This is a genomic window from Malaciobacter pacificus, from assembly GCF_004214795.1.
In the GTDB taxonomy this organism is placed as follows: Bacteria; Campylobacterota; Campylobacteria; order Campylobacterales; family Arcobacteraceae; genus Malaciobacter_A; species Malaciobacter_A pacificus.
Genome location: NZ_CP035928.1, coordinates 1,046,929 through 1,065,480 on the forward strand (window position 1 = coordinate 1,046,929; position 18,552 = coordinate 1,065,480).

Consider the following 18,552-nt stretch of genomic DNA (forward strand, 5'->3'; position numbering starts at 1 on the left):
TATGAGTTTTGCCCTGCCTAAATTTGTAAATATAAATACAAAAAGTAATTTAACAACTTTGAAATCTCAATATACATTACTACAAAACTCAATCAATGAATTTAATACAAAACAAATACTTTTGGCAAACTCAACTGAAATAAACAGTTTAGATGATGCAATGATTAATAAAGCAGGTGAAAAGCTTTTTACAAAATTTTTAGATATTAATATTTTAGCAACTTCAAAAGAAGTTAGTAAAAAAGGTTCTTGGATTAAATTAAGTGATCTTAGTTATTCATTTGTATTATCAACTAATGAAATAATAGACTTTGCACTTGAAAATGGAATATTTAAATGTGTTAGTGATGAGACTCTATGTGAGAAAGTGTATTAATGTACTATTATGAATTAGCACTTTTAAAATCACCATTAGATAATCTTACTTATCAATGTGAATCTAAATTAGAAATAGGTGATAAAGTTTTAGTTGTTCTTCAACGAAGAAAAAATTTAAATGAAGCAGTTGTTATAAAAGAGGTAGAAAAACCAAAATTTGTGTGTAATAATATTCAAGAGTTTACAAATGAATATTATGATGAGAAGATGCTACAAATTGCTAAATTTATCTCTCAATATTATGTATGTAGTTTAGGTGAGGCTTTAAGTATTTATACTCCTTTTCAAAAAGAGATTATTAAACTACAAGAGCAAATTGAGTTTGATAGTAAAATTAAATTATCTCCTAAACAAACAGAAGCTTATGATTTTTTAAATGACAAAAAACAAGCTTTACTTTTTGCAAATACAGGTTCAGGTAAGACAGAAATTTACATAAAAATTATAGAAGAACATTTAAATAAAAATGAACAAGCAGTTTTACTAATGCCTGAAATTTCTTTAACTCCTCAAATGCAAAAAAGATTAGAAAAAGTATTTGGAAAAAGTGTTGCTATTTGGCACTCAAAAATTACAAAAAAGAAAAAACTAGATATCTTACAAGGCTTACAAGAAGGTAGTATAAAACTAATTGCAGGTGCAAGGTCTGCACTTTTTCTACCTTTTAATAATCTTGGAGTAATTGTTGTAGATGAAGAGCATGATGATTCATATAAAAGTGATTCAAAACCTAGATATCATGCTAAAGATTTATCTATTTATATGGCTAAAAAATTTAATATACAGTTAGTTCTTGGTAGTGCAACAGTTAGTTCAAGCTCTTTTAATAAAATACCATATTATAGACTTAGTGAGACTTTTTATGATACAAGTAAAAACTATACTTTTGATGATAGTGATTCAAATATTTCATTAAAAATTTTTAATAAAATTAAATCAACTTTAGAATCACAAAATCAAGTGATTATATTCTTACCAACAAGGGCAAATTTTAAATATCAAATTTGTACTTCATGTGGAAAATCTGTTGAGTGTCCATACTGTTCTGTTTCTATGAGTTTACATAAAAATGATTTAGCACTTAAGTGTCACTATTGTGGTTATGCTCAACAAATACCAAGTACTTGTCCTTCTTGTAACCATGGGGTAATTCATAACCTAAGAGTAGGTACAGCACAAATTGAAGAAGAGCTAAAAGAACATTTTCCCAATAAGGTTATCAAAAGATTTGATAGAGACCAAATAAAAACAGATAAACAGTTAAAAACAGTTTTAAATGAGTTTAACGATGGGAAAATTGATATTTTAGTTGGAACACAAATGCTTTCAAAAGGTCATGATTATCATAACGTAAAACTTGCTGTTGTTTTAGGAATTGATTCTATTTTAAATATGAATTCCTATAAGTCAAGAGAAAAAGCACTTTCACTACTTATTCAAATAGCAGGACGAAGTGGTAGAAAAGGGCAGGGTGAAGTTATAATCCAAACTAAAAATGAAGAGTTCTTTCAACACTATTTATGTGAGTCAAATTATCAAGAGTTTTTAGATGAAGAGTTAGAGTTTAGGCAAGATTTTTATCCTCCTTTTATGAAAATGGCAAAGGTGACTTTTGCTCATACAAATGGTTTAAAAGTTAAAGATGAACTTGATAAATATGTAAAAATATTTAAAAACATGAATAATATTGAAGTTGTTGGATTTGGTCAAAGTCCTATTTTTAAGCTAGCTAACAAGTTTAGATATGAGGTTATTTTACGTTCAACTAATGTAAAGGCTTTATTAACAGCTCTTCACAGTATCAATAGTTCACTTGCTATTATAGATATGGATACTATTTATTAAATTTAATCTTAGATTTTCTTACACTATTGTATAATCGCCCCAAAATTTATAGGAGACATTATGGCTTATACAAAAGAAGATTTTAAACAATTAGTACAAGATATTCAAGCTCAAAGCTGGTACAAAAACCCAATTGGTTTTGGTATTGCAAGAGTAGATAGAGGACAATTAAACTCTGACAAAATCTTACAAGCGACATACCCAATAATTAACTGGGAAGAAAACTACGGAAGTGCAGCAGTATTATTAAATGCATTAAAAGAAGCAGGAGAAGAGGTAGATACATCTAAAACTGAATTAGTATGTAACCTTTCTGATAAATTCTTAGCATCTTGTGTTGAGGCATTTAGACCATACATTCCTGAAGCAAAGGGTGATGAGCATAAAAATGTTCAAGTTATTTCAACTTTAGCATCATTACCAATTGATTCAGGATTAACTGCTGATGATTATAAAGTAGTATTTATTTTTGAAGATGAGGCTGTTAACTCTGTTGAAGCTGCATACTTAAAATTATACGCTTTATCAACTGGAAAAGCAAAATTAAGAAGCCTTAACTTAAATGGAATTTTTGGTGCCTTACATAACTGTGCATGGGTTGGAAATCAACCAATTGAATTAGACTGGTTAAGAGCTAATGAAATTGTATTAAAATTATCAGGAAAATACCCAACTATTGATATGGTTGATAAATTCCCAAGATTCTTATCTCACGTAATTCCTGCAGATAACACAAGAATCTTAGAGACTTCAAAAGTTAGATTTGGTGCTCAATTAGCAGGTGGAACAACTGTAATGCCTGGTGCTGCATATATTAACTTTAATGCTGGAACTGAAGGTTCTGTTATGGTTGAAGGTAGAATTTCTTCAAGCGCAGTTGTTGGAGCTGGTTCTGATGTTGGTGGTGGTGCTTCAATTCTTGGTGTATTATCAGGAACTGATGGTGTGCCTGTTTCAATTGGTGAAAACACATTATTAGGTGCAAACTCTTGTACAGGTACTGCTATTGGTGATAGTTGTATTTTAGATGCTGGTGTAACAATTTTACCAGGAACTAAAATTACATTATCTGAAAAAGCAGTTGCTGCATTAAAAGAGATTAACCCTGATAAAGAAATTTCTACAGTTATGAAAGGTAGTGATTTCCAAGGTGTAAATGGAGTTCACTTTAGAGTTAACTCTCAAACTGGTCAAACAATTGCTATGAGATCAACTAGAGAAGTTAAATTAAACGCTGATTTACACTAATTATTTTAAAAGATAAGAGTTCATTCTCTTGTCTTTTTAACTCTTGTCTTTCTTTTTATATAGTATAATCCCAAAAAACTAATAAAAAGAATAAAATGATAGAACTTTCAAATATCTCAAAAGCATATGCGCACAAAGAATTATTTTCAAATTTAAATTTTAGACTAAATAAAGGCAATAAAGTAGGCTTAGTTGGTCGAAATGGTAGTGGTAAATCTACTTTATTTAAACTTATACTTGGTGAAGAAAGCCCTGATGATGGTGAAATAAATATTCCAAAAAACTATAAAATTGGAGCACTTAGACAGCATTTAGTCTTTAGTGAAAAAACAGTTAGAGCTGAAGCTGCACAAGCTTTAAATGAAGAAGACAAGTATAATGTTTATAAAGTTGAAAAAATTCTATTTGGTTTAGGGTTTACAAATGAAGATTTAGAAAAAGACCCACTATCTTTTTCTGGTGGTTATCAAATTAGAATAAATTTAGCTAAATTATTAGTTACTGAACCAAATTTATTATTACTAGATGAGCCTACAAACTACTTGGATATTTTATCTTTAAGGTGGTTAAAATCATTTTTAAAAAGTTTTGAGGGTGAAGTTATTATAATCACTCACGATAGAGATTTTATGGATAGTGTAACAACTCATACCATGGGATTAGTAAGAAGAAATTTAGAAATAATTCCAGGAGATACAAAGAAGTTTTATACTCAATTAGAAGCAAATGATGAACACTATGAAAAACAAAAAATAGCTCTTGATAAAAAAAGAAAAGAGTTAGAGGAGTTTATTGCTAAAAATAAAGCAAGAGCTTCAACAGCTGCACAAGCTCAATCAAAACAAAAAGAGCTAGATAAATTAGAAGATTTAGGCTCACTATCTCATGATGCAACACTTGATTTTGATTTTAATTTCAAAGAAACACCTGCAAAAGTGTTACTTGATATAAAAGATGTTAGCTTTGGATATGAAGCTGATAATATACTTTTCAAAGATATATCTTTTACTCTTAAAAAAGGTGAAACTCTAGGAATCATTGGAAAAAATGGTAAGGGTAAATCAACACTTCTAAATACAATAGCTGGAGAGTTAAAACAATTAACTGGAAATATTGATTATCACGGGACTACAAATTTTGGACACTTTGGACAAACTAATATTGACCATTTAAATCCAAACAATACAATTATGGATGAAATATATTTAGGAAATCCTAAACTGCCTGAATCAACTGTTAGAGGAATAGCTGGGTCTATGATGTTTAGTGGAGATGATATTAAGAAAAAGATATCACTTCTTTCAGGTGGAGAGAAAAGTAGGGTGATGCTTGGTAAAATCCTTGCTACTGATGTAAATCTATTATTTCTAGATGAGCCTACAAACCACTTAGATATGGAATCTATTGACTCACTTATTCAAGCAATTAAAAACTTTAAAGGTTCATGTATTATTGTAACTCACTCAGAAGAGTTACTTAGACAAACTTGTGATAGATTGATTGTATTTTCTAAAGGTGGAGCTGATTATTTTAATGGAACTTACGATGAGTTCTTAGAAAAAATTGGTTGGGAAGAGGAAGAGATTGAGCAAAAAGAGAAATCTACTCCAAAAGTAAATAAAAAAGAGAATAAAAAACTTAGAGCTGCACTAGTTCAAGAAAGAAGTAAACTAACAAGTCCTCTTAAAAAAGCAGTTGAAAAATATGAAACAAAAATTATGGAGTTAGAAGAAACATTAGAGCAAAATCAAAATGAACTAATGGAAGCTTCTAATAAAAATGATAACTCAAAGGTAATTGAACTCTCTTCAGTTGTATTAAAACTTGAAAAAGAAGTAGAAGAGAATTTTGAATTACTAGAAGAAAATCAATTGAAATTAGATGAGATTTTAGAAGAGTATGAAGTAAAACTTCAAGAGTTGGAAGCTTAATCATGTTATTTGAAACTTTTAATTTCTCAAACTGCATTTTTAAAGCCTTAGAAGAAAACTCTTACAAAAGTGCTACACCTATTCAAAAAGAGGTTATACCTTTAGTTTTTAAAGAAAATGATGTAGTAGCAAAAGCACAAACAGGAAGCGGTAAAACAGCTGCTTTTGTATTACCTATTTTAGAGCAATTACTAAATAATCCAACTCAAACAAAAAAAGCTAAAATAAGAGTTTTGGTTTTAACTCCTACAAGAGAGTTAACCCTACAAGTGGCTCAAACTTTTAAAGAGTTCTCTAAATATTTTGACAGAAAATTAAAGGTTTCAAGTTTAATTGGTGGACAAAAAATAGGTGAGCAATTATTAGATATTCAAAAAGGTTGTGATGTTGTTGTTGCAACTTCAGGAAGATTACTTGACATTATAAATAAAAAGCAAATAAACTTTGACTCCCTTGATTTTTTTGTTCTTGATGAAGCTGATAAGATGCTGAATGAAGGTTTTGAAGAAGAACTTGATTTAGTTTTAAAATCACTTCCAAATCAAAGACAAAATTTACTATTTTCTGCAACTTATCCAAAGAAGATATTAGAGTTAATTCCTAAAATCACTAGTGAAGCAAAAAAAGTAGTTTTAGATGAAGATGAAATAAATCTAGAAAATATCAATCAAAGATTAATTGAAGTAAATATTGAAAATAGAAATCCACTTTTAAGAAAGATTTTAAAAGAAGAAAACTTTAAAAAAGTTTTAGTTTTTATGGCAAATAAAAGAGCCACTGATAATATTGCTTTTAAGTTAAAAAAATATGGTTTTAAAGCTCTATCTTTTCATGGTGATTTAGACCAAGAAGAGAGAGAATTAACCCTACAAGATTTTAAAGAAGAAAAAATAAATATTCTATTTGCAACTGATATTGCTGCACGTGGACTTCATATTGAAGGGATTGATTGTGTTGTAAACTATGATTTGCCTAGATCACCTGCTGATTATGTACATAGAATTGGAAGAACTGCAAGGGCAGGGAGTAGTGGAACTGCAATTAGTTTTATAAACTATGAAAATGAAGAACACTTTAGATTAATTGAAAAAAAAGCTGGAATAAAACTTCATAAAGAGCAAATAGAAGGCTTTGAATTACTTGGAACTAAAGCAATTAAGAAAAAAGGAAATGCACCAGTTAAGGGCAAGAGAAAGAGTAAAAAAGATAAATTAAGAGAACAAGCTTTAAAAGATTCTAAAGCTTGATTTCTTTTTTAGTCAATTAATAATTTTAAGCTTTTAGCGTTAAATAGTTTAATTGAATCACTTTTTAGGTTCTTAACTTCAGTTGAGAATTTATCCCTTGCAAAAAGTATTGTAATATCAGCTTTGAAACCAGCTTTTTTACTATTACTTTGAAGCGTTGTTAGTGAAGCTTTTTTAACTTTATTTTTTGAGTTTATACAATCTGCAACTAAAACTTTACCATCATTTGTTTTAGCAACAATATCAATTTCTATTGAATTATCCCAATACTTCCCAATTGATTTTACACCATTTTCTTTGTAGTACTCTTTGATATATTCCATTGCTAATTCTTCAAAAACAAAATCTGTAAACTCTTCAATTCTATTATCAAATCTTTGGTCAAACTCTTTGTAGTTTTTTTCACTAATTCCTTTATAAATAGGTGAAACAAAAGCAAACCAAAATCTAGTAAAAGGAGTTGTAAACAGTAATCTTTTAGCAACTTTATCATCACCTCTTTTATCAGCTAAGTAGTGAAGTGAAGACTCAATCTCAATTACACCTCTATCACATAAATCTTCAATATTTTTCATACCCTCTTCAAAACTAACATGAGCTTTTTTAAAAGATGTATTTGTTCTTCTATCACCAAGTGCAATACCTGTTAAAATAGCGTGAGATACACCATATCCACCAGTTAGTGCATTTATATCACTTTTTAGGTGAGTATAGTTATTTAAAATATGTTTTTTTATTTCATCTTTTAATGGTTTTGTAGTATCAACTTGAATATCTAATCCACCAAATACGCTAAAGAAATTTACTGCATCTTCCATCGTTTTTGGTTTATTCTTTTCACAAAAAGTTTTAAATTGACTTTTTGTAGTTTTCTCAAATAAAATTATTGGAAATCCTTTTTTATTTTTTAATATTATATAGTAATTAATGCAGTTTTGCGCTGAATTTGAAATTATGAGTAAATTTACTATTATTAACTTTATAGTATAATCCGCGAAAATTATAAATATAGATGTGAGAATATAATGATTGAACTAATAAATATATCAAAAAGCTATCCTACAAATGATTTGTATAGTGAATTGAATTTAAGATTAAATCCTGGAAATAAAATAGGATTAGTAGGTAGAAATGGAACTGGTAAATCTACTTTATTTAAACTAATACTTGGTGAAGAGTCTGCTGATAGTGGTGATATTGCAATCCCTAAAAACTATAAAATAGGTGCTTTAAAACAGTATTTTAACTTTACTGAAAAAAACTTATTGGACGAAACTGCACTTGCACTAAGTGAAGATGATAAATATAATATCTATAAAGCTGAGAAGATTTTATTTGGTCTTGGGTTTACACAAGAAGATTTAGAAAAAGACCCAAACTCTTTTTCTGGTGGTTATCAAATTAGAATTAATTTAGCTAAATTATTATTAACTGAACCAAATCTATTATTATTAGATGAACCTACAAACTACTTAGATATCTTATCTATTAGATGGTTAAAAGCCTTTTTGAAATCATTTCAAGGTGAAGTTATATTAATCACTCACGATAGAGATTTTATGGATAGTGTTTGTACTCATACTTTAGGAATAGTTAGAAGAAGTGCATTTTTAATAGAAGGTGGTACGCAAAAGTTTTATGACCAGTTAGCTTCAAATGAAGAACACCATGAAAAGCAAAAAATAGCTCAAGATAAAAAAAGAAAAGAGCTTGAAGAGTTTATTGCAAAAAATAAAGCAAGAGCAGCAACTGCAACACTAGCTCAATCAAAAGTTAAAATTTTAGAGAAGATGGATATTTTAGAAGATATTCAATACGATGCAAATCTAAAATTTGATTTTAATTATCAAGAAACAGCAGCTAAGTTTTTACTTGAAGTTAGTGATGTAAGCTTTGGTTACTCAAAAGATAATGTACTATTCAAAGATATTACTTTTGCACTTCAAAAGGGTGAAACTCTAGGAATTATAGGAAAAAATGGAAAGGGTAAATCAACACTTTTAAACGTATTAGCAGGTGAGTTAAAACAATTAACAGGTGAAGTTCATTTTCACCCAAGTTGTGAGTTTGGACACTTTGGTCAAACAAACATCTCTCATCTAAATTTAGACAATACTATCTTAGATGAAATTCATAGTGTAAATGTAAAACTTCCAGAACCAGTTATTAGAGGTATTTGTGGTCTTATGATGTTTAGTGGAGATAATGCAAAGAAAAAAATCTCTCTTTTATCAGGGGGTGAAAAGAGTAGGGTAATGCTTGGTAAAATCATAGCTCAAAATGTTAACTTACTTTTCTTAGATGAACCTACAAACCACTTAGATATAGATTCTATTAAAGCACTTACAAACGCAATAAAAGCTTTTGAAGGTTCTTGTATAATTGTAACTCACTCTGAAGAGTTATTAAGAGATGTTTGTGATAGATTGATTGTATTTAGAAACGAAGGTGCTGATTATTTCAATGGTACTTATGATGAGTTCTTAGAGAAAATTGGTTGGGATGAAGATGATATGGTTGAAGAGAAAAAAGCTAAACCTGCTAAGCCTAAACTAGATAAAAAAGAGAGAAAAAAATTAAGATCAGCAGTTGTCCAAGAAAAAAGTAAAACAACTTCTCCTATTAGAAAAGAGATTGAATCACTTGATGTATTAATTCCAACACTAAGTGGAAATGATAGACAATCAGCTCAAAAAAAGCTTGATACTTTAAAAGTAGAACTTGAAGAGTTAAATGTACTTTATCAAGCTAAACTTGATGAAATATGATGATTTAATTCTTTATTGGAATAAAGTACATCACTGTTTCATAAATACCTTCCATGTAGTGACGTAAATAGACTTTATAGTCACTTCTTATACCAAGTACAAGTTTTGGTACTTTGTACCAATCTTGTGCTTTGTGATAAACACAAATAGCTAATATTGGATGATATTTTTTTATAGTGTGTTTTGCACCTATTATTGCATCTTGTTCAGCACCTTCAATATCTAGTTTAATAAAATCAATTTTTTCATTTATTAGATTATCTATTGAGTTTATATTTAGTGCTTGATAATCATGGGCGCAGTTATTTTGAGATGAATTATCTTCATCTAAATTAACTTCTTTTTTTGCTCCTAGTCCACAATTTATAAACTCAATATCCCTTTGATTTTCAAAATCTCTTTTTGCTATATTTATATGTAAACTATTTGGCTCAATACAATATATTTTATTATAGTCTGGGAAGTTTTTTATAATAGATGGAATTGTATCTCCAACATAGGCTCCTCCATCTAAAAAGTTTATATTTTTAATATTTGCAATAAGTTCTTTATCAAAATATTGTTCTTCATGGTTATTTGTAAAACCTTCCATAAACTCTAAATCAAAACTGATTTTAAAGTTGATTACTTTTGTAAAAACCTCTTTTGACTTTTCATCTTCAAGTAGTTTATAAACCTTTTCATACTCTTTTTTGTTTTTAATATAATCATCTTTAAAATCTATTATAAAATCAGGATTTGCTAAAGGAAACTTTGAGTATCTATAAAAACTTAAGTAGTTGAAATTTGTATATCCCATTTCATCTAATCTATTTTTTACTTCAAGTGGACTTCCAGATGATGTTGAAAGTATAATAGAGTCTTTTGGTATATCTTGGATTTTTAATACATCTTTTTTTCTTGAAGATTGCACCCTTGTAAAATCATCAATTATTCCATCAACTTTGATATGTTTTAAAACACTTTTTGTAAGTCTATTTATTCCTAGAATATATTTTTTAGTACTATTTGAAGATATAAAAAGTTCTGTAAGCTCTTTATCTTTTTTATTTTCATAATTAAAATCTATTATTTGCATGCTCTAATTCTTTTTATATTTTTCATTCTATTCCATTTTTTAGAATTAAGTTTTTTATAAATCCATAAACAACCCAAATCAAAACCAAAATAAAATAGACTAATTGAGCTTGGAGGATTAGCACTACTTATAAAATCAATTTTACCAAACCAAGTTTCAGGCCAAACCCAACAATTATAATAGGTTCCAACAAGCTCAAGATATAAAACCATACAATACATAATTAAATAAAATAGTCTCATTTGAGGTTTCTTATAAAATAGATAAACTATAAATAAAAAACAGATAAACCCAAATGTATCATCTTTTATTATAAACCAATAAGTGCTAAAGGTAGTCATAAAGATGTATAAATATTTAATGACACTTTGATAATTTATTTTTACAAGTTTCTCTTTTGCTATATAAAAAACTATTACATAAACTATACTATGACCAAAGGGAACATAAATAGGAAGATTTTCTAGTCTATAAGAGTACATTCCTAAAATTAAAGCAAACAAAGTCTCTCCTGCAAGTCCTAGAAAAACTCCATAAAGCATAATTTTTCTTATTTTAACTGTGACATTTCTATAAAGGTAAATAAAAGTTGCAATTACAATAATATTTGAGATGTATTGATTATGTGAAATTAGACTTGAAATAGTTTTGCTATCTATAAATAGAGCAAGCCATATAATAAATATAGAAGGTAAATAAATATGAAGATATTTAAATTTTTTAAATATCATATTTTAGATTCTAAATAGATCTTTTGGGTTTATATGTGAAGAGTTTTTAGTTGCTTGGAATGTTAAGCTATCATCGACTCTACCAACAACATAACCTTTTTTAACCCATTTACCAACTTTTAGAGTAGGGGCAATTTCATCTAAATGTGAATAAATAGTATGTAAACCATTTTCATGTTGAATAATAACTACGTTTTCTAACATACCTGCATTTTTCTTTGCATAAACAACTTTACCATTTAATACAGAAACTACTTTTGCTTTTGGTATTTTTGATTTTAAAACAACTGATTCATTAAATAGTTTTATTTTATAAATTGGATCATAATATGTTCCAAATTTCTTAACTACTTTAAATGATTTTAAAGGAGGAATTGTTTTACTACCTCTATATCTAACAATTTTAACTCCATCAGTTGAAGAACCAATTTTTCTAACATCAAGATTTAAATTATCAGCATATTCTTGATTCCTAACTTCTGCTGTTTTTATTTCATCAACATCTTTGTTTTTTGATTGACTAGCTTGTTTTTTCTTTTGCTCCATTAAAGCTTTTAATCTTCTTTTTCTCTCTATTTCTCTAGCTTTTTTAATCTCTTCTGCTTTTAAAATATTTAATTGAGATAGAAGTTGTTTTAATGATTCTTGTTGCTCAACAACTTTCGTTAACTCTTTTTGATAAGATTTATGCTGGTCTTCTAAACTTACTAAAGATTTTGAGTGTTTTTCTTTTAGATTATTTAAAGTCTCTTTTGTCTTTTGTCTCTCTTCAATATATGAAGAAATCTTATCAATGTTTTTTTGATTTGTTCGTGTGTTTGAACTAACTAAATTATAGTTGTTGTTTAGTTCTAAAATTTTATCTTTAGAATTTTGAGAAAGCAGCGTATATATCTCACTATCAATTAATTCTTGTAAAGAGTTTTCAGAAGCAAGTTTTAAAGCAATTGAAACTGAAAACTCTTCAATAATAGTATCAACAATCTCTTCTTCATTGTTCTTTTTTTCAGTAATTAATTTTGAAGATCTCTTTTTTAATTCTTCTAATTTAGATTTAGATTCTTCTAAAAGTTTTTGGTGTTTTTCAATATCACTATTTACTTTTTGTATATCTTGCTCTAATTTAATAATATTTCTATTTTGTCTATCAATTCTATTGGCTAACTCTTTTACTTTTTGAGTTGTTTGTTTCTTTTTATTACTACTATTATCCAATATTTTTTTATTTTGTTCAATTTTTTTATCAATATTAGTAGCACTAAATAAAAGTGTAATAGGTATTATAATTATAAATATTAATTTAGTCATTGTTTATTTTATATTTTAATAATACTCCAAGAATTGTAAAAATTGATATAAAAAATGAGAGTATAAAAAGTTTTACAAATTCTGAGTATAAGTTTATTTCTATATTAACAATATCATGTAACTCTATTGGAAATAGAATTCCCATATTATTATAAACGTAATATAGTATTGTTCCTGCTGTTAGAAATGCTAAAAAAGAGCTAAGAACAGCATATTTTAACACACTTGATGCACTATAAAGAATAGATGCACCATGAAGTCTTAAAATTGATATCTCAACACTATGTTCATGAAACCAAAGTTTTATTTGTTTTGCAATTACGATAATAGCAAATATTGTAACCACAAAGAATAGTATAAATGTAATTGTATTAATAAGCAATAATAACAGATAAATCTGATTATGGTTTTTATAGAAAACTTCAACTTTTCTAATATTTTTATTTTGTAATAAAATCTCTTTAATATCTTCTAATTCACTACTTGTAGGAAAAACTTCAAGATAAATCTGATAAAAGTGAGGAAGCTTTTGTTTTAAAAGTTCAATAGAATTTTTAGATAAACTTGATTTCATATTATCTATTATTCTATCTTTTTTTAAAGTTTGAATCTTCTCAACTTGAATTCCAGCTAGTTCATTAATTGATTCTTTTATTAAAGGAGTATTTGTCACTATTACAATAGAGTAGTCTCTTGAGATTTTTGATTTATAACTATCAACTACATTATCAACTAATGTAAAAATTGAGTATGTAAGAAGCATAGCTAATAATGGAATAAAAAAAGCAAAAAGATTTTTAAGAAACTTCATAGATTATTCCATCCTCAATAGATAGTTGTCTAAATTTTATTCCAAGATTTTTAGGAACTCTATGAGTTACAACAACAACAGTTATTCCTAGCTGCTCATTTGCACCTTTTAGTAAATTCCAAACAACTTCAGCAGAATAGTCATCCAAGTTACCTGTTGGTTCATCTGCAATAATAATCTTTGGATTATGTGCTAAAGCCCTTGCAACTGCAACTCTTTGTTGCTCTCCACCACTTAGCTCATTTGGATAATATCCTGCTCTATGTGATAATCTAACATGAGCTAATAGCTTTTTTGCTTGATCTTTTGATATTTCAGGTGAGTAACCATTGATTTTTAATGGAATCATAATATTATCTTCAATAGTGTATTCGTTGATTAGTTTATAATCTTGAAATATTACTCCAATATCTTTTCTAAGTTTTCTAAGTTTTTTACCTTTTATTCCAAAAACTTCTTGGTCTTCTATTTTTAAGCTACCATGTTTTAATGGAATTTCTCCATAAAATGATTTTAATAAAGTAGATTTTCCACTACCTGAATTTCCACCAATAAAGATGAATTCTTTAGGTTTTATAGTAAAATTACCCTTTTTAATAATATATTTATTATCATCATATGAAAGATAAATATTCTTAGCTTCTATCATTTATTTAAAATCTCTTTAATTTTTAAATGTGCTTGGATATTTGAACTTGTTGGTAAAGGATTACCTTGGAAATATTTAACATTTCCATCATCTACAAATAAAAATTTTGTTACAGGTCTATCAAAATTACCCATAGTTACTTTTATAAGCCCAGAGTTCTCTTTATTTTCAAGTGTATAAAGCTCTACAACATGAACAAAATAGTTTTTTTCAACTATCGTATTTGTTTCTATTGTTTTTAAAGTTTTGTTAAAATCTATTTTAAAATCAAATGAAAAGTCATAGTCTAAATTTATGTCTTCATCTTCATTCCAAGCTTCTAAAACTACATCATAGATGTTTTTACCCATTCTTTTCCATCTATCTTCATATTTACTTGAAACTTCTAAATCTTTATTTATATCAACTGTTAGTCTACCCTTTGGTAGATTTGTTAATAAGTCCATACAATAATCAAAATATTTTCTACTATCAGTTCTAAGCTCTAAAGTTCCACCAACTTTTAATACTCTTAATGCTTCATTAATAAACTCATTTGAGTATATTCTTCTATGTGGTCTTTTATCCCAAGGAACTGGGAAATGAACAAAAATTCTACCTACTTGATTTGACTTAATAAACTCCATAAATAATCTTGCATCATAGTTTACTACAAGTACATTAGTTATATTTTGAAGTTCTAAATGTCTTAAAAGTTGTTCAATTGAAGGAGTATGAATCTCTAATCCAATAAATTGTACATCTGGATTTTGTTTTGCTTGGTGTAAAAGATGTCTTCCACTTCCAAATCCAATCTCAATTTGAATCTCTTTTTGAGTTTCAAAATCATCAACAAAATAGTTTATATCTTTTAAATATTTATGTTCTAAGGCATTTTTTGCACCAGTAGTGATGTTTGTATTAGAAAATAAAATTTCACTATTATTTGCAATTGCATAACTATTTATTGCATTTTTCATAATATCTACAGGTGTAACTCTTGTAGTTTTATCTGATTTTAAAAGATAATTTTCATCTTTAGGCTTAAGTCCAAGCATAAACTCTTTATTTTCTTTAGTGTCATAAACACCAATTTTATATTCTGTTTTTCTTGGTTTATCTGTAAAGTTATATGACTTTGCAACAAAGTTAAACTCTACACCATCTTTACTAGATGGTGTTTTTAATAATTCTTCTTTTTTTAAAACTAAGTGTGGCATTTTCTACTTTTTATTTTAGAGTTGGTGTTTTTGGAATAGTTAATAAAGCTTCATCTGTTTTATCAGAAATTAAACTATTTTCATCATTTGCTTGAATAGAGTATTTATATTCAATTCCACTGATAATATCAGTATCTTCAAATCTTAAAGCTCTGATATCAGTATATTTTACAGTTTTGTATTCAAAGAAATTAAGTCTTATTCTTTTGTAAACATTATAAGAAACTGCTCTATTATCTCCTGCTTTCCAGTTTAAAATAGCTTTATTACCTTGAATTTGAGCTAATGTAATTACAGGTTTTGCAGGTTTACCTAATGTTTTACCTTCTGTTGAATCAACTTTCATATCACTATATAAACCATCTTTATCAACAGCATAAACTTTGTAGTAATATTTTTTGTCATCATCATTTACTGTATCAACTAAGTTTAAAGTATCAGCTTTCACTTCATACTCTTGGCTAAACCCAATAGATTGAAAAGGACTTCTAAAAATAGCATATTTGATTACATCTTCAGTTGGAGAAGGGTTCCATGATAATTCAATTTTCTTAGCTAAGTTATTACTTGCTTTAACATCTGTTGGACTTAAAGGTAAGGCTTTTGTTTTTCCTAAAACTGCAGTTGTAGGTTTTGAAGCAATATCTTTAAAGTTGTAAGCTGTAATTCTATACTTACCTTCTTCTTCATTATCTAAATCATCATCGATGTATTCAACTTGAAGTCTTCCATCAACTTTTGCTAAATGTTCCCATTTGTTCATTGCTAAATTAAATTTCTCAATTTTATAGTATTCTACAGTTTTATCTTCATGTGGTCTCCATAGAATTTTTATTCTATTTGGTAAATCAGATATAGCTTGAACAAAACTAACTGCTTCCAGTCTAGGAAGTGTTTGCACTAAGTAAGCTTCTGTAGTATTTGATTCAATTCCATCTTTTGTTTTTGATGAGATTTGATAAATATATTTTGTATTTGGTTCTAATCCTGAATCAACATAGTGAGTAGCATATCTATTTCTTAAAGATTTAACTAGTTTTAAAGTTCTACCATCTTTTAGTACATCTGATCTGTAAAAGTTATAACCTACAACTCTAGGGTCTTCAACTTTTTGCCATTCAAAAGCAATAGATGTAATATCAGAAATAGTTTTGATTGAGTCTTTGTTAATCATCTCAAGTGTTTGATCAACTTTTGGTTTTATTGCTGGAGTGTTTAAATTATTATTTAAATTATTACATCCACTAAATAAAAGAATCAAAGTTGCTAATGATGCTGTTTTCATCAATGTTGTCATTCATATTCTCCATATTAAAGTTTTCATTTAGAAATTTACATATATCTTCAGGCAAGTTTGCTTTAAAACTCATTTGTTTTTTAGTTATTGGATGAGTTAAATATAAATTATAAGCATGTAAATAAAATCTATTTATTTTATTTAATTCGCCCTTAAAACCATATAAATTGTCCCCAAGTATATGCCTATTTATCGAACTTAGATGAACTCTTATTTGATGTGTTCTACCTGTAAATAATTTTGCTGCTATTAGTTCAAATTTTTCATTTTTACTTTGTGTTATTTTCAAAAAAGCTGACTTGGCATTTTTACCATTTTGTTCAATTGACATTTTTAATCTGTTATTAGGGTTTCTTCCAATTGGCTTTTCTATAATTACATTATCTTTTAGTGGTAAATCTATAATTGCTAGATAATATCTCCCCATAGATTTATCTTCTAATTGTTTAGCTAAAAAAGTGTGAGCTTCATTGGTTTTAGCTATAACCATAACACCACTAGTACCTTTATCAAGTCTATGAACTATTCCATGTCTCTCTTCTCCACTAATAGTTGAAAGCGAGATTTTTTTTAGTTTTAACCAATCTACTAAAGTAGCATCTTTTACACTTGGTGCATCATGTACTGTCAAATTATAAGGTTTATTTACAACTAAGATATGTTCATCTTCATAAATAATTTCTACTTTTTTATCTTTTAGAGATTCTTTAATAAATTCTTCATTTTTAACATCTGAAATTTCTGTTTGTGGAAAATTTACTTCAATATTTTGATTGAGTTTTAATTTATAACCTGTTTTACTAACTATTTTACCATCAACACTTACAAAATCTTTTTTTATAAGTTGCTCAATTTGGTTTCTAGAAGCCTCTATTTTCGTAGCTAAGAACTTGTCTAATCTATTTTCTTCTTCAACAATAAAATTTTTATTCATATTTGGGTACTCTTTCACTATGCGTTTATTTGACAAAAGAATTTTATCTCATTTTGATTATTTGTTAATCATATTTGTTTTACCATTAATATACTTATCATATCGTTTAATAAGTGAAACAAATGAAATATTAGCGAATAAACAATTAATGTATTTTAGTATTTCTATTTTTGCATTTATTATAGTATTTATTTTACCTATTAGAAGAAAATTAAGATTAGTACCTATTTTATACTGGTTAGGAATTGCACTATTATTAGCTGTTGAGTTTTGGGGTGTTACAAAACTAGGTGCAAAAAGATGGTTACCTGTTCCATTTTTAAATACGACAATGCAACCATCAGAATTAATTAAACCTATTTATATTTTGATGCTTGGATATTTAATTTATAATAGACCTCCACCAAAAGAAGGCTATGGATTAAAAGATTTTTCATATTTTTCTTTTTATATTCTATTACCTTTTATTTTAATTGCTAAAGAACCTGATTTGGGAACAGCTTTAGTTTTATTATTAGTTGGATATGGAATTTTATTTATTATTGGGGTTAATTGGAAGATTTGGGCAACTATTGTATTAGTTGTTTCTGTTTCATCTCCTTTTATTTATACCTATTTAATTAAAGATTATCAGAAAAAAAGAATAAAAGATTTTATATCTGAAAAACCTAGTTATCACGTAAAACAATCGATTATAGCAATTGGTTCAGGAGGATTAGTTGGGAAACAAAGTGAAGAAGCAACACAAACACAGTTAAAATTTCTTCCTATTGCTACAAGTGATTTTATTTTTGCTTATTTTGTAGAAAGGTATGGTTTTTTAGGAGCTATTGGCTTGATTATTCTTTATGGATTAATCATAATGCATCTTCTTAGTTTAAATTACTATTTCAAAGATGATTACGTCATACGGGCCTTTGCTTCAGGCTTAGCATTATTGATATTTTTTAATATGAGTGTAAATATTTTGATGGTGATTGGATTTGCACCTGTTGTAGGGCTTCCTTTACCTCTATTTTCATATGGTGGAAGTTCATTTATAAACTTTATTGTAATATTTGCAATATTAGAGAATTTATTAGCTTTTAGGTATATGGATTTATATAATTATGAAAGGAAGTTATAAAG

16 protein-coding genes are annotated in these 18,552 nt (G+C 27.4%); 7 read left to right on the top strand and 9 right to left on the bottom strand.

All coding sequences use genetic code 11. The features are described 5' to 3' along the window. The first annotated feature begins 1 nt into the window (after nucleotide 1). The 5 genes from APAC_RS05390 to APAC_RS05410 all read left to right on the top strand — a co-directional run bounded on the left by APAC_RS05390 (nucleotide 2) and on the right by APAC_RS05410 (nucleotide 6,649). Complete coding sequence (locus APAC_RS05390; RefSeq protein WP_170170118.1) at nucleotides 2-376, top strand: hypothetical protein; 375 nt, start codon at nucleotides 2-4, stop codon at nucleotides 374-376. Further along, entirely contained in the window at nucleotides 376-2,223 is a 1,848-nt protein-coding gene (locus APAC_RS05395) for a primosomal protein N' (RefSeq protein WP_130233149.1), read from the top strand. The genes APAC_RS05390 and APAC_RS05395 overlap by 1 nt, the downstream gene beginning before the upstream one ends. Nucleotides 2,224-2,283: 60 nt before the next feature. Continuing rightward, nucleotides 2,284-3,471, top strand: coding sequence for a tetrahydrodipicolinate N-succinyltransferase N-terminal domain-containing protein (locus APAC_RS05400; protein ID WP_130233150.1), 1,188 nt, complete (start codon nucleotides 2,284-2,286; stop codon nucleotides 3,469-3,471). A 95-nt stretch (nucleotides 3,472-3,566) separates the two neighbouring features. Further along, complete coding sequence (locus APAC_RS05405) at nucleotides 3,567-5,402, top strand: ABC-F family ATP-binding cassette domain-containing protein (RefSeq protein WP_130233151.1); 1,836 nt, start codon at nucleotides 3,567-3,569, stop codon at nucleotides 5,400-5,402. A gap of 2 nt (nucleotides 5,403-5,404) precedes the next feature. Further along, entirely contained in the window at nucleotides 5,405-6,649 is a 1,245-nt protein-coding gene (locus tag APAC_RS05410) for a DEAD/DEAH box helicase (protein WP_130233152.1), read from the top strand. 8 nt (nucleotides 6,650-6,657) lie between these two features. On the opposite strand, the gene APAC_RS05415 is transcribed toward APAC_RS05410, so the two are convergent. After that, a complete protein-coding gene (locus APAC_RS05415; RefSeq protein WP_228255952.1) occupies nucleotides 6,658-7,467 on the bottom strand; it encodes a DUF234 domain-containing protein in 810 nt (269 codons plus the stop codon). A gap of 207 nt (nucleotides 7,468-7,674) precedes the next feature. On the opposite strand from APAC_RS05415, the gene APAC_RS05420 reads away from it, so the two are divergent. Next, nucleotides 7,675-9,417 carry an ABC-F family ATP-binding cassette domain-containing protein gene (locus APAC_RS05420; protein WP_130233154.1) on the top strand — a complete coding sequence of 581 codons (1,743 nt, stop codon included), beginning with the start codon at nucleotides 7,675-7,677 and terminating at the stop codon, nucleotides 9,415-9,417. A 4-nt stretch (nucleotides 9,418-9,421) separates the two neighbouring features. Here the strand turns inward: APAC_RS05420 and APAC_RS05425 are convergent, their stop codons facing one another. From APAC_RS05425 to APAC_RS05460, 8 genes are read right to left on the bottom strand one after another with little or no spacing between them, the layout of a single operon-like run. Then, complete coding sequence (locus APAC_RS05425; protein WP_130233155.1) at nucleotides 9,422-10,495, bottom strand: FkbM family methyltransferase; 1,074 nt, start codon at nucleotides 10,493-10,495, stop codon at nucleotides 9,422-9,424. Next, nucleotides 10,486-11,226 (bottom strand): hypothetical protein, encoded by a 741-nt coding sequence (locus APAC_RS05430; RefSeq protein WP_130233156.1) that lies wholly within the window; start codon nucleotides 11,224-11,226, stop codon nucleotides 10,486-10,488. Before APAC_RS05430 ends, APAC_RS05425 begins: the two co-directional genes overlap by 10 nt. A 3-nt stretch (nucleotides 11,227-11,229) precedes the next feature. Then, nucleotides 11,230-12,534, bottom strand: a complete 1,305-nt coding sequence (locus APAC_RS05435; RefSeq protein ID WP_130233157.1) for a murein hydrolase activator EnvC family protein — start codon at nucleotides 12,532-12,534, stop codon at nucleotides 11,230-11,232. Continuing rightward, nucleotides 12,527-13,345: a cell division FtsX domain-containing protein gene (locus APAC_RS05440; RefSeq protein ID WP_130233158.1), complete on the bottom strand. Its 819-nt coding sequence runs from the start codon at nucleotides 13,343-13,345 to the stop codon at nucleotides 12,527-12,529. Before APAC_RS05440 ends, APAC_RS05435 begins: the two co-directional genes overlap by 8 nt. Then, nucleotides 13,332-13,994, bottom strand: coding sequence for a cell division ATP-binding protein FtsE (locus tag APAC_RS05445; protein WP_130233159.1), 663 nt, complete (start codon nucleotides 13,992-13,994; stop codon nucleotides 13,332-13,334). The genes APAC_RS05440 and APAC_RS05445 overlap by 14 nt, the downstream gene beginning before the upstream one ends. Then, on the bottom strand, nucleotides 13,991-15,193 hold the full coding sequence (trmB, locus tag APAC_RS05450; RefSeq protein WP_130233160.1) for a tRNA (guanosine(46)-N7)-methyltransferase TrmB: 1,203 nt from the start codon (nucleotides 15,191-15,193) through the stop codon (nucleotides 13,991-13,993). Before trmB ends, APAC_RS05445 begins: the two co-directional genes overlap by 4 nt. 10 nt (nucleotides 15,194-15,203) lie before the next feature. Continuing rightward, nucleotides 15,204-16,490 carry a fibronectin type III domain-containing protein gene (locus APAC_RS05455; RefSeq protein ID WP_228255953.1) on the bottom strand — a complete coding sequence of 429 codons (1,287 nt, stop codon included), beginning with the start codon at nucleotides 16,488-16,490 and terminating at the stop codon, nucleotides 15,204-15,206. Beyond that, on the bottom strand, nucleotides 16,438-17,424 hold the full coding sequence (locus APAC_RS05460; RefSeq protein ID WP_130233161.1) for an RluA family pseudouridine synthase: 987 nt from the start codon (nucleotides 17,422-17,424) through the stop codon (nucleotides 16,438-16,440). The genes APAC_RS05455 and APAC_RS05460 overlap by 53 nt, the downstream gene beginning before the upstream one ends. Nucleotides 17,425-17,443: 19 nt before the next feature. On the opposite strand from APAC_RS05460, the gene APAC_RS05465 reads away from it, so the two are divergent. After that, nucleotides 17,444-18,550, top strand: coding sequence for an FtsW/RodA/SpoVE family cell cycle protein (locus tag APAC_RS05465; protein ID WP_130233162.1), 1,107 nt, complete (start codon nucleotides 17,444-17,446; stop codon nucleotides 18,548-18,550). The last annotated feature ends 2 nt before the right edge of the window (nucleotides 18,551-18,552 follow it).

What these genes read in the sequence shown, in the direction of transcription:
- APAC_RS05390 (WP_170170118.1), top strand. Translation starts at nt 2, where the DNA reads ATGAGTTTTGCCCTGCCTAAATTTGTAAATATAAATACAAAAAGTAAT.
- APAC_RS05395 (WP_130233149.1), top strand. Translation starts at nt 376, where the DNA reads ATGTACTATTATGAATTAGCACTTTTAAAATCACCATTAGATAATCTT.
- APAC_RS05400 (WP_130233150.1), top strand. Translation starts at nt 2,284, where the DNA reads ATGGCTTATACAAAAGAAGATTTTAAACAATTAGTACAAGATATTCAA.
- APAC_RS05405 (WP_130233151.1), top strand. Translation starts at nt 3,567, where the DNA reads ATGATAGAACTTTCAAATATCTCAAAAGCATATGCGCACAAAGAATTA.
- APAC_RS05410 (WP_130233152.1), top strand. Translation starts at nt 5,405, where the DNA reads ATGTTATTTGAAACTTTTAATTTCTCAAACTGCATTTTTAAAGCCTTA.
- APAC_RS05415 (WP_228255952.1), bottom strand. Translation starts at nt 7,467, where the DNA reads ATGGAAGATGCAGTAAATTTCTTTAGCGTATTTGGTGGATTAGATATT.
- APAC_RS05420 (WP_130233154.1), top strand. Translation starts at nt 7,675, where the DNA reads ATGATTGAACTAATAAATATATCAAAAAGCTATCCTACAAATGATTTG.
- APAC_RS05425 (WP_130233155.1), bottom strand. Translation starts at nt 10,495, where the DNA reads ATGCAAATAATAGATTTTAATTATGAAAATAAAAAAGATAAAGAGCTT.
- APAC_RS05430 (WP_130233156.1), bottom strand. Translation starts at nt 11,226, where the DNA reads ATGATATTTAAAAAATTTAAATATCTTCATATTTATTTACCTTCTATA.
- APAC_RS05435 (WP_130233157.1), bottom strand. Translation starts at nt 12,534, where the DNA reads ATGACTAAATTAATATTTATAATTATAATACCTATTACACTTTTATTT.
- APAC_RS05440 (WP_130233158.1), bottom strand. Translation starts at nt 13,345, where the DNA reads ATGAAGTTTCTTAAAAATCTTTTTGCTTTTTTTATTCCATTATTAGCT.
- APAC_RS05445 (WP_130233159.1), bottom strand. Translation starts at nt 13,994, where the DNA reads ATGATAGAAGCTAAGAATATTTATCTTTCATATGATGATAATAAATAT.
- trmB (WP_130233160.1), bottom strand. Translation starts at nt 15,193, where the DNA reads ATGCCACACTTAGTTTTAAAAAAAGAAGAATTATTAAAAACACCATCT.
- APAC_RS05455 (WP_228255953.1), bottom strand. Translation starts at nt 16,490, where the DNA reads ATGACAACATTGATGAAAACAGCATCATTAGCAACTTTGATTCTTTTA.
- APAC_RS05460 (WP_130233161.1), bottom strand. Translation starts at nt 17,424, where the DNA reads ATGAATAAAAATTTTATTGTTGAAGAAGAAAATAGATTAGACAAGTTC.
- APAC_RS05465 (WP_130233162.1), top strand. Translation starts at nt 17,444, where the DNA reads ATGCGTTTATTTGACAAAAGAATTTTATCTCATTTTGATTATTTGTTA.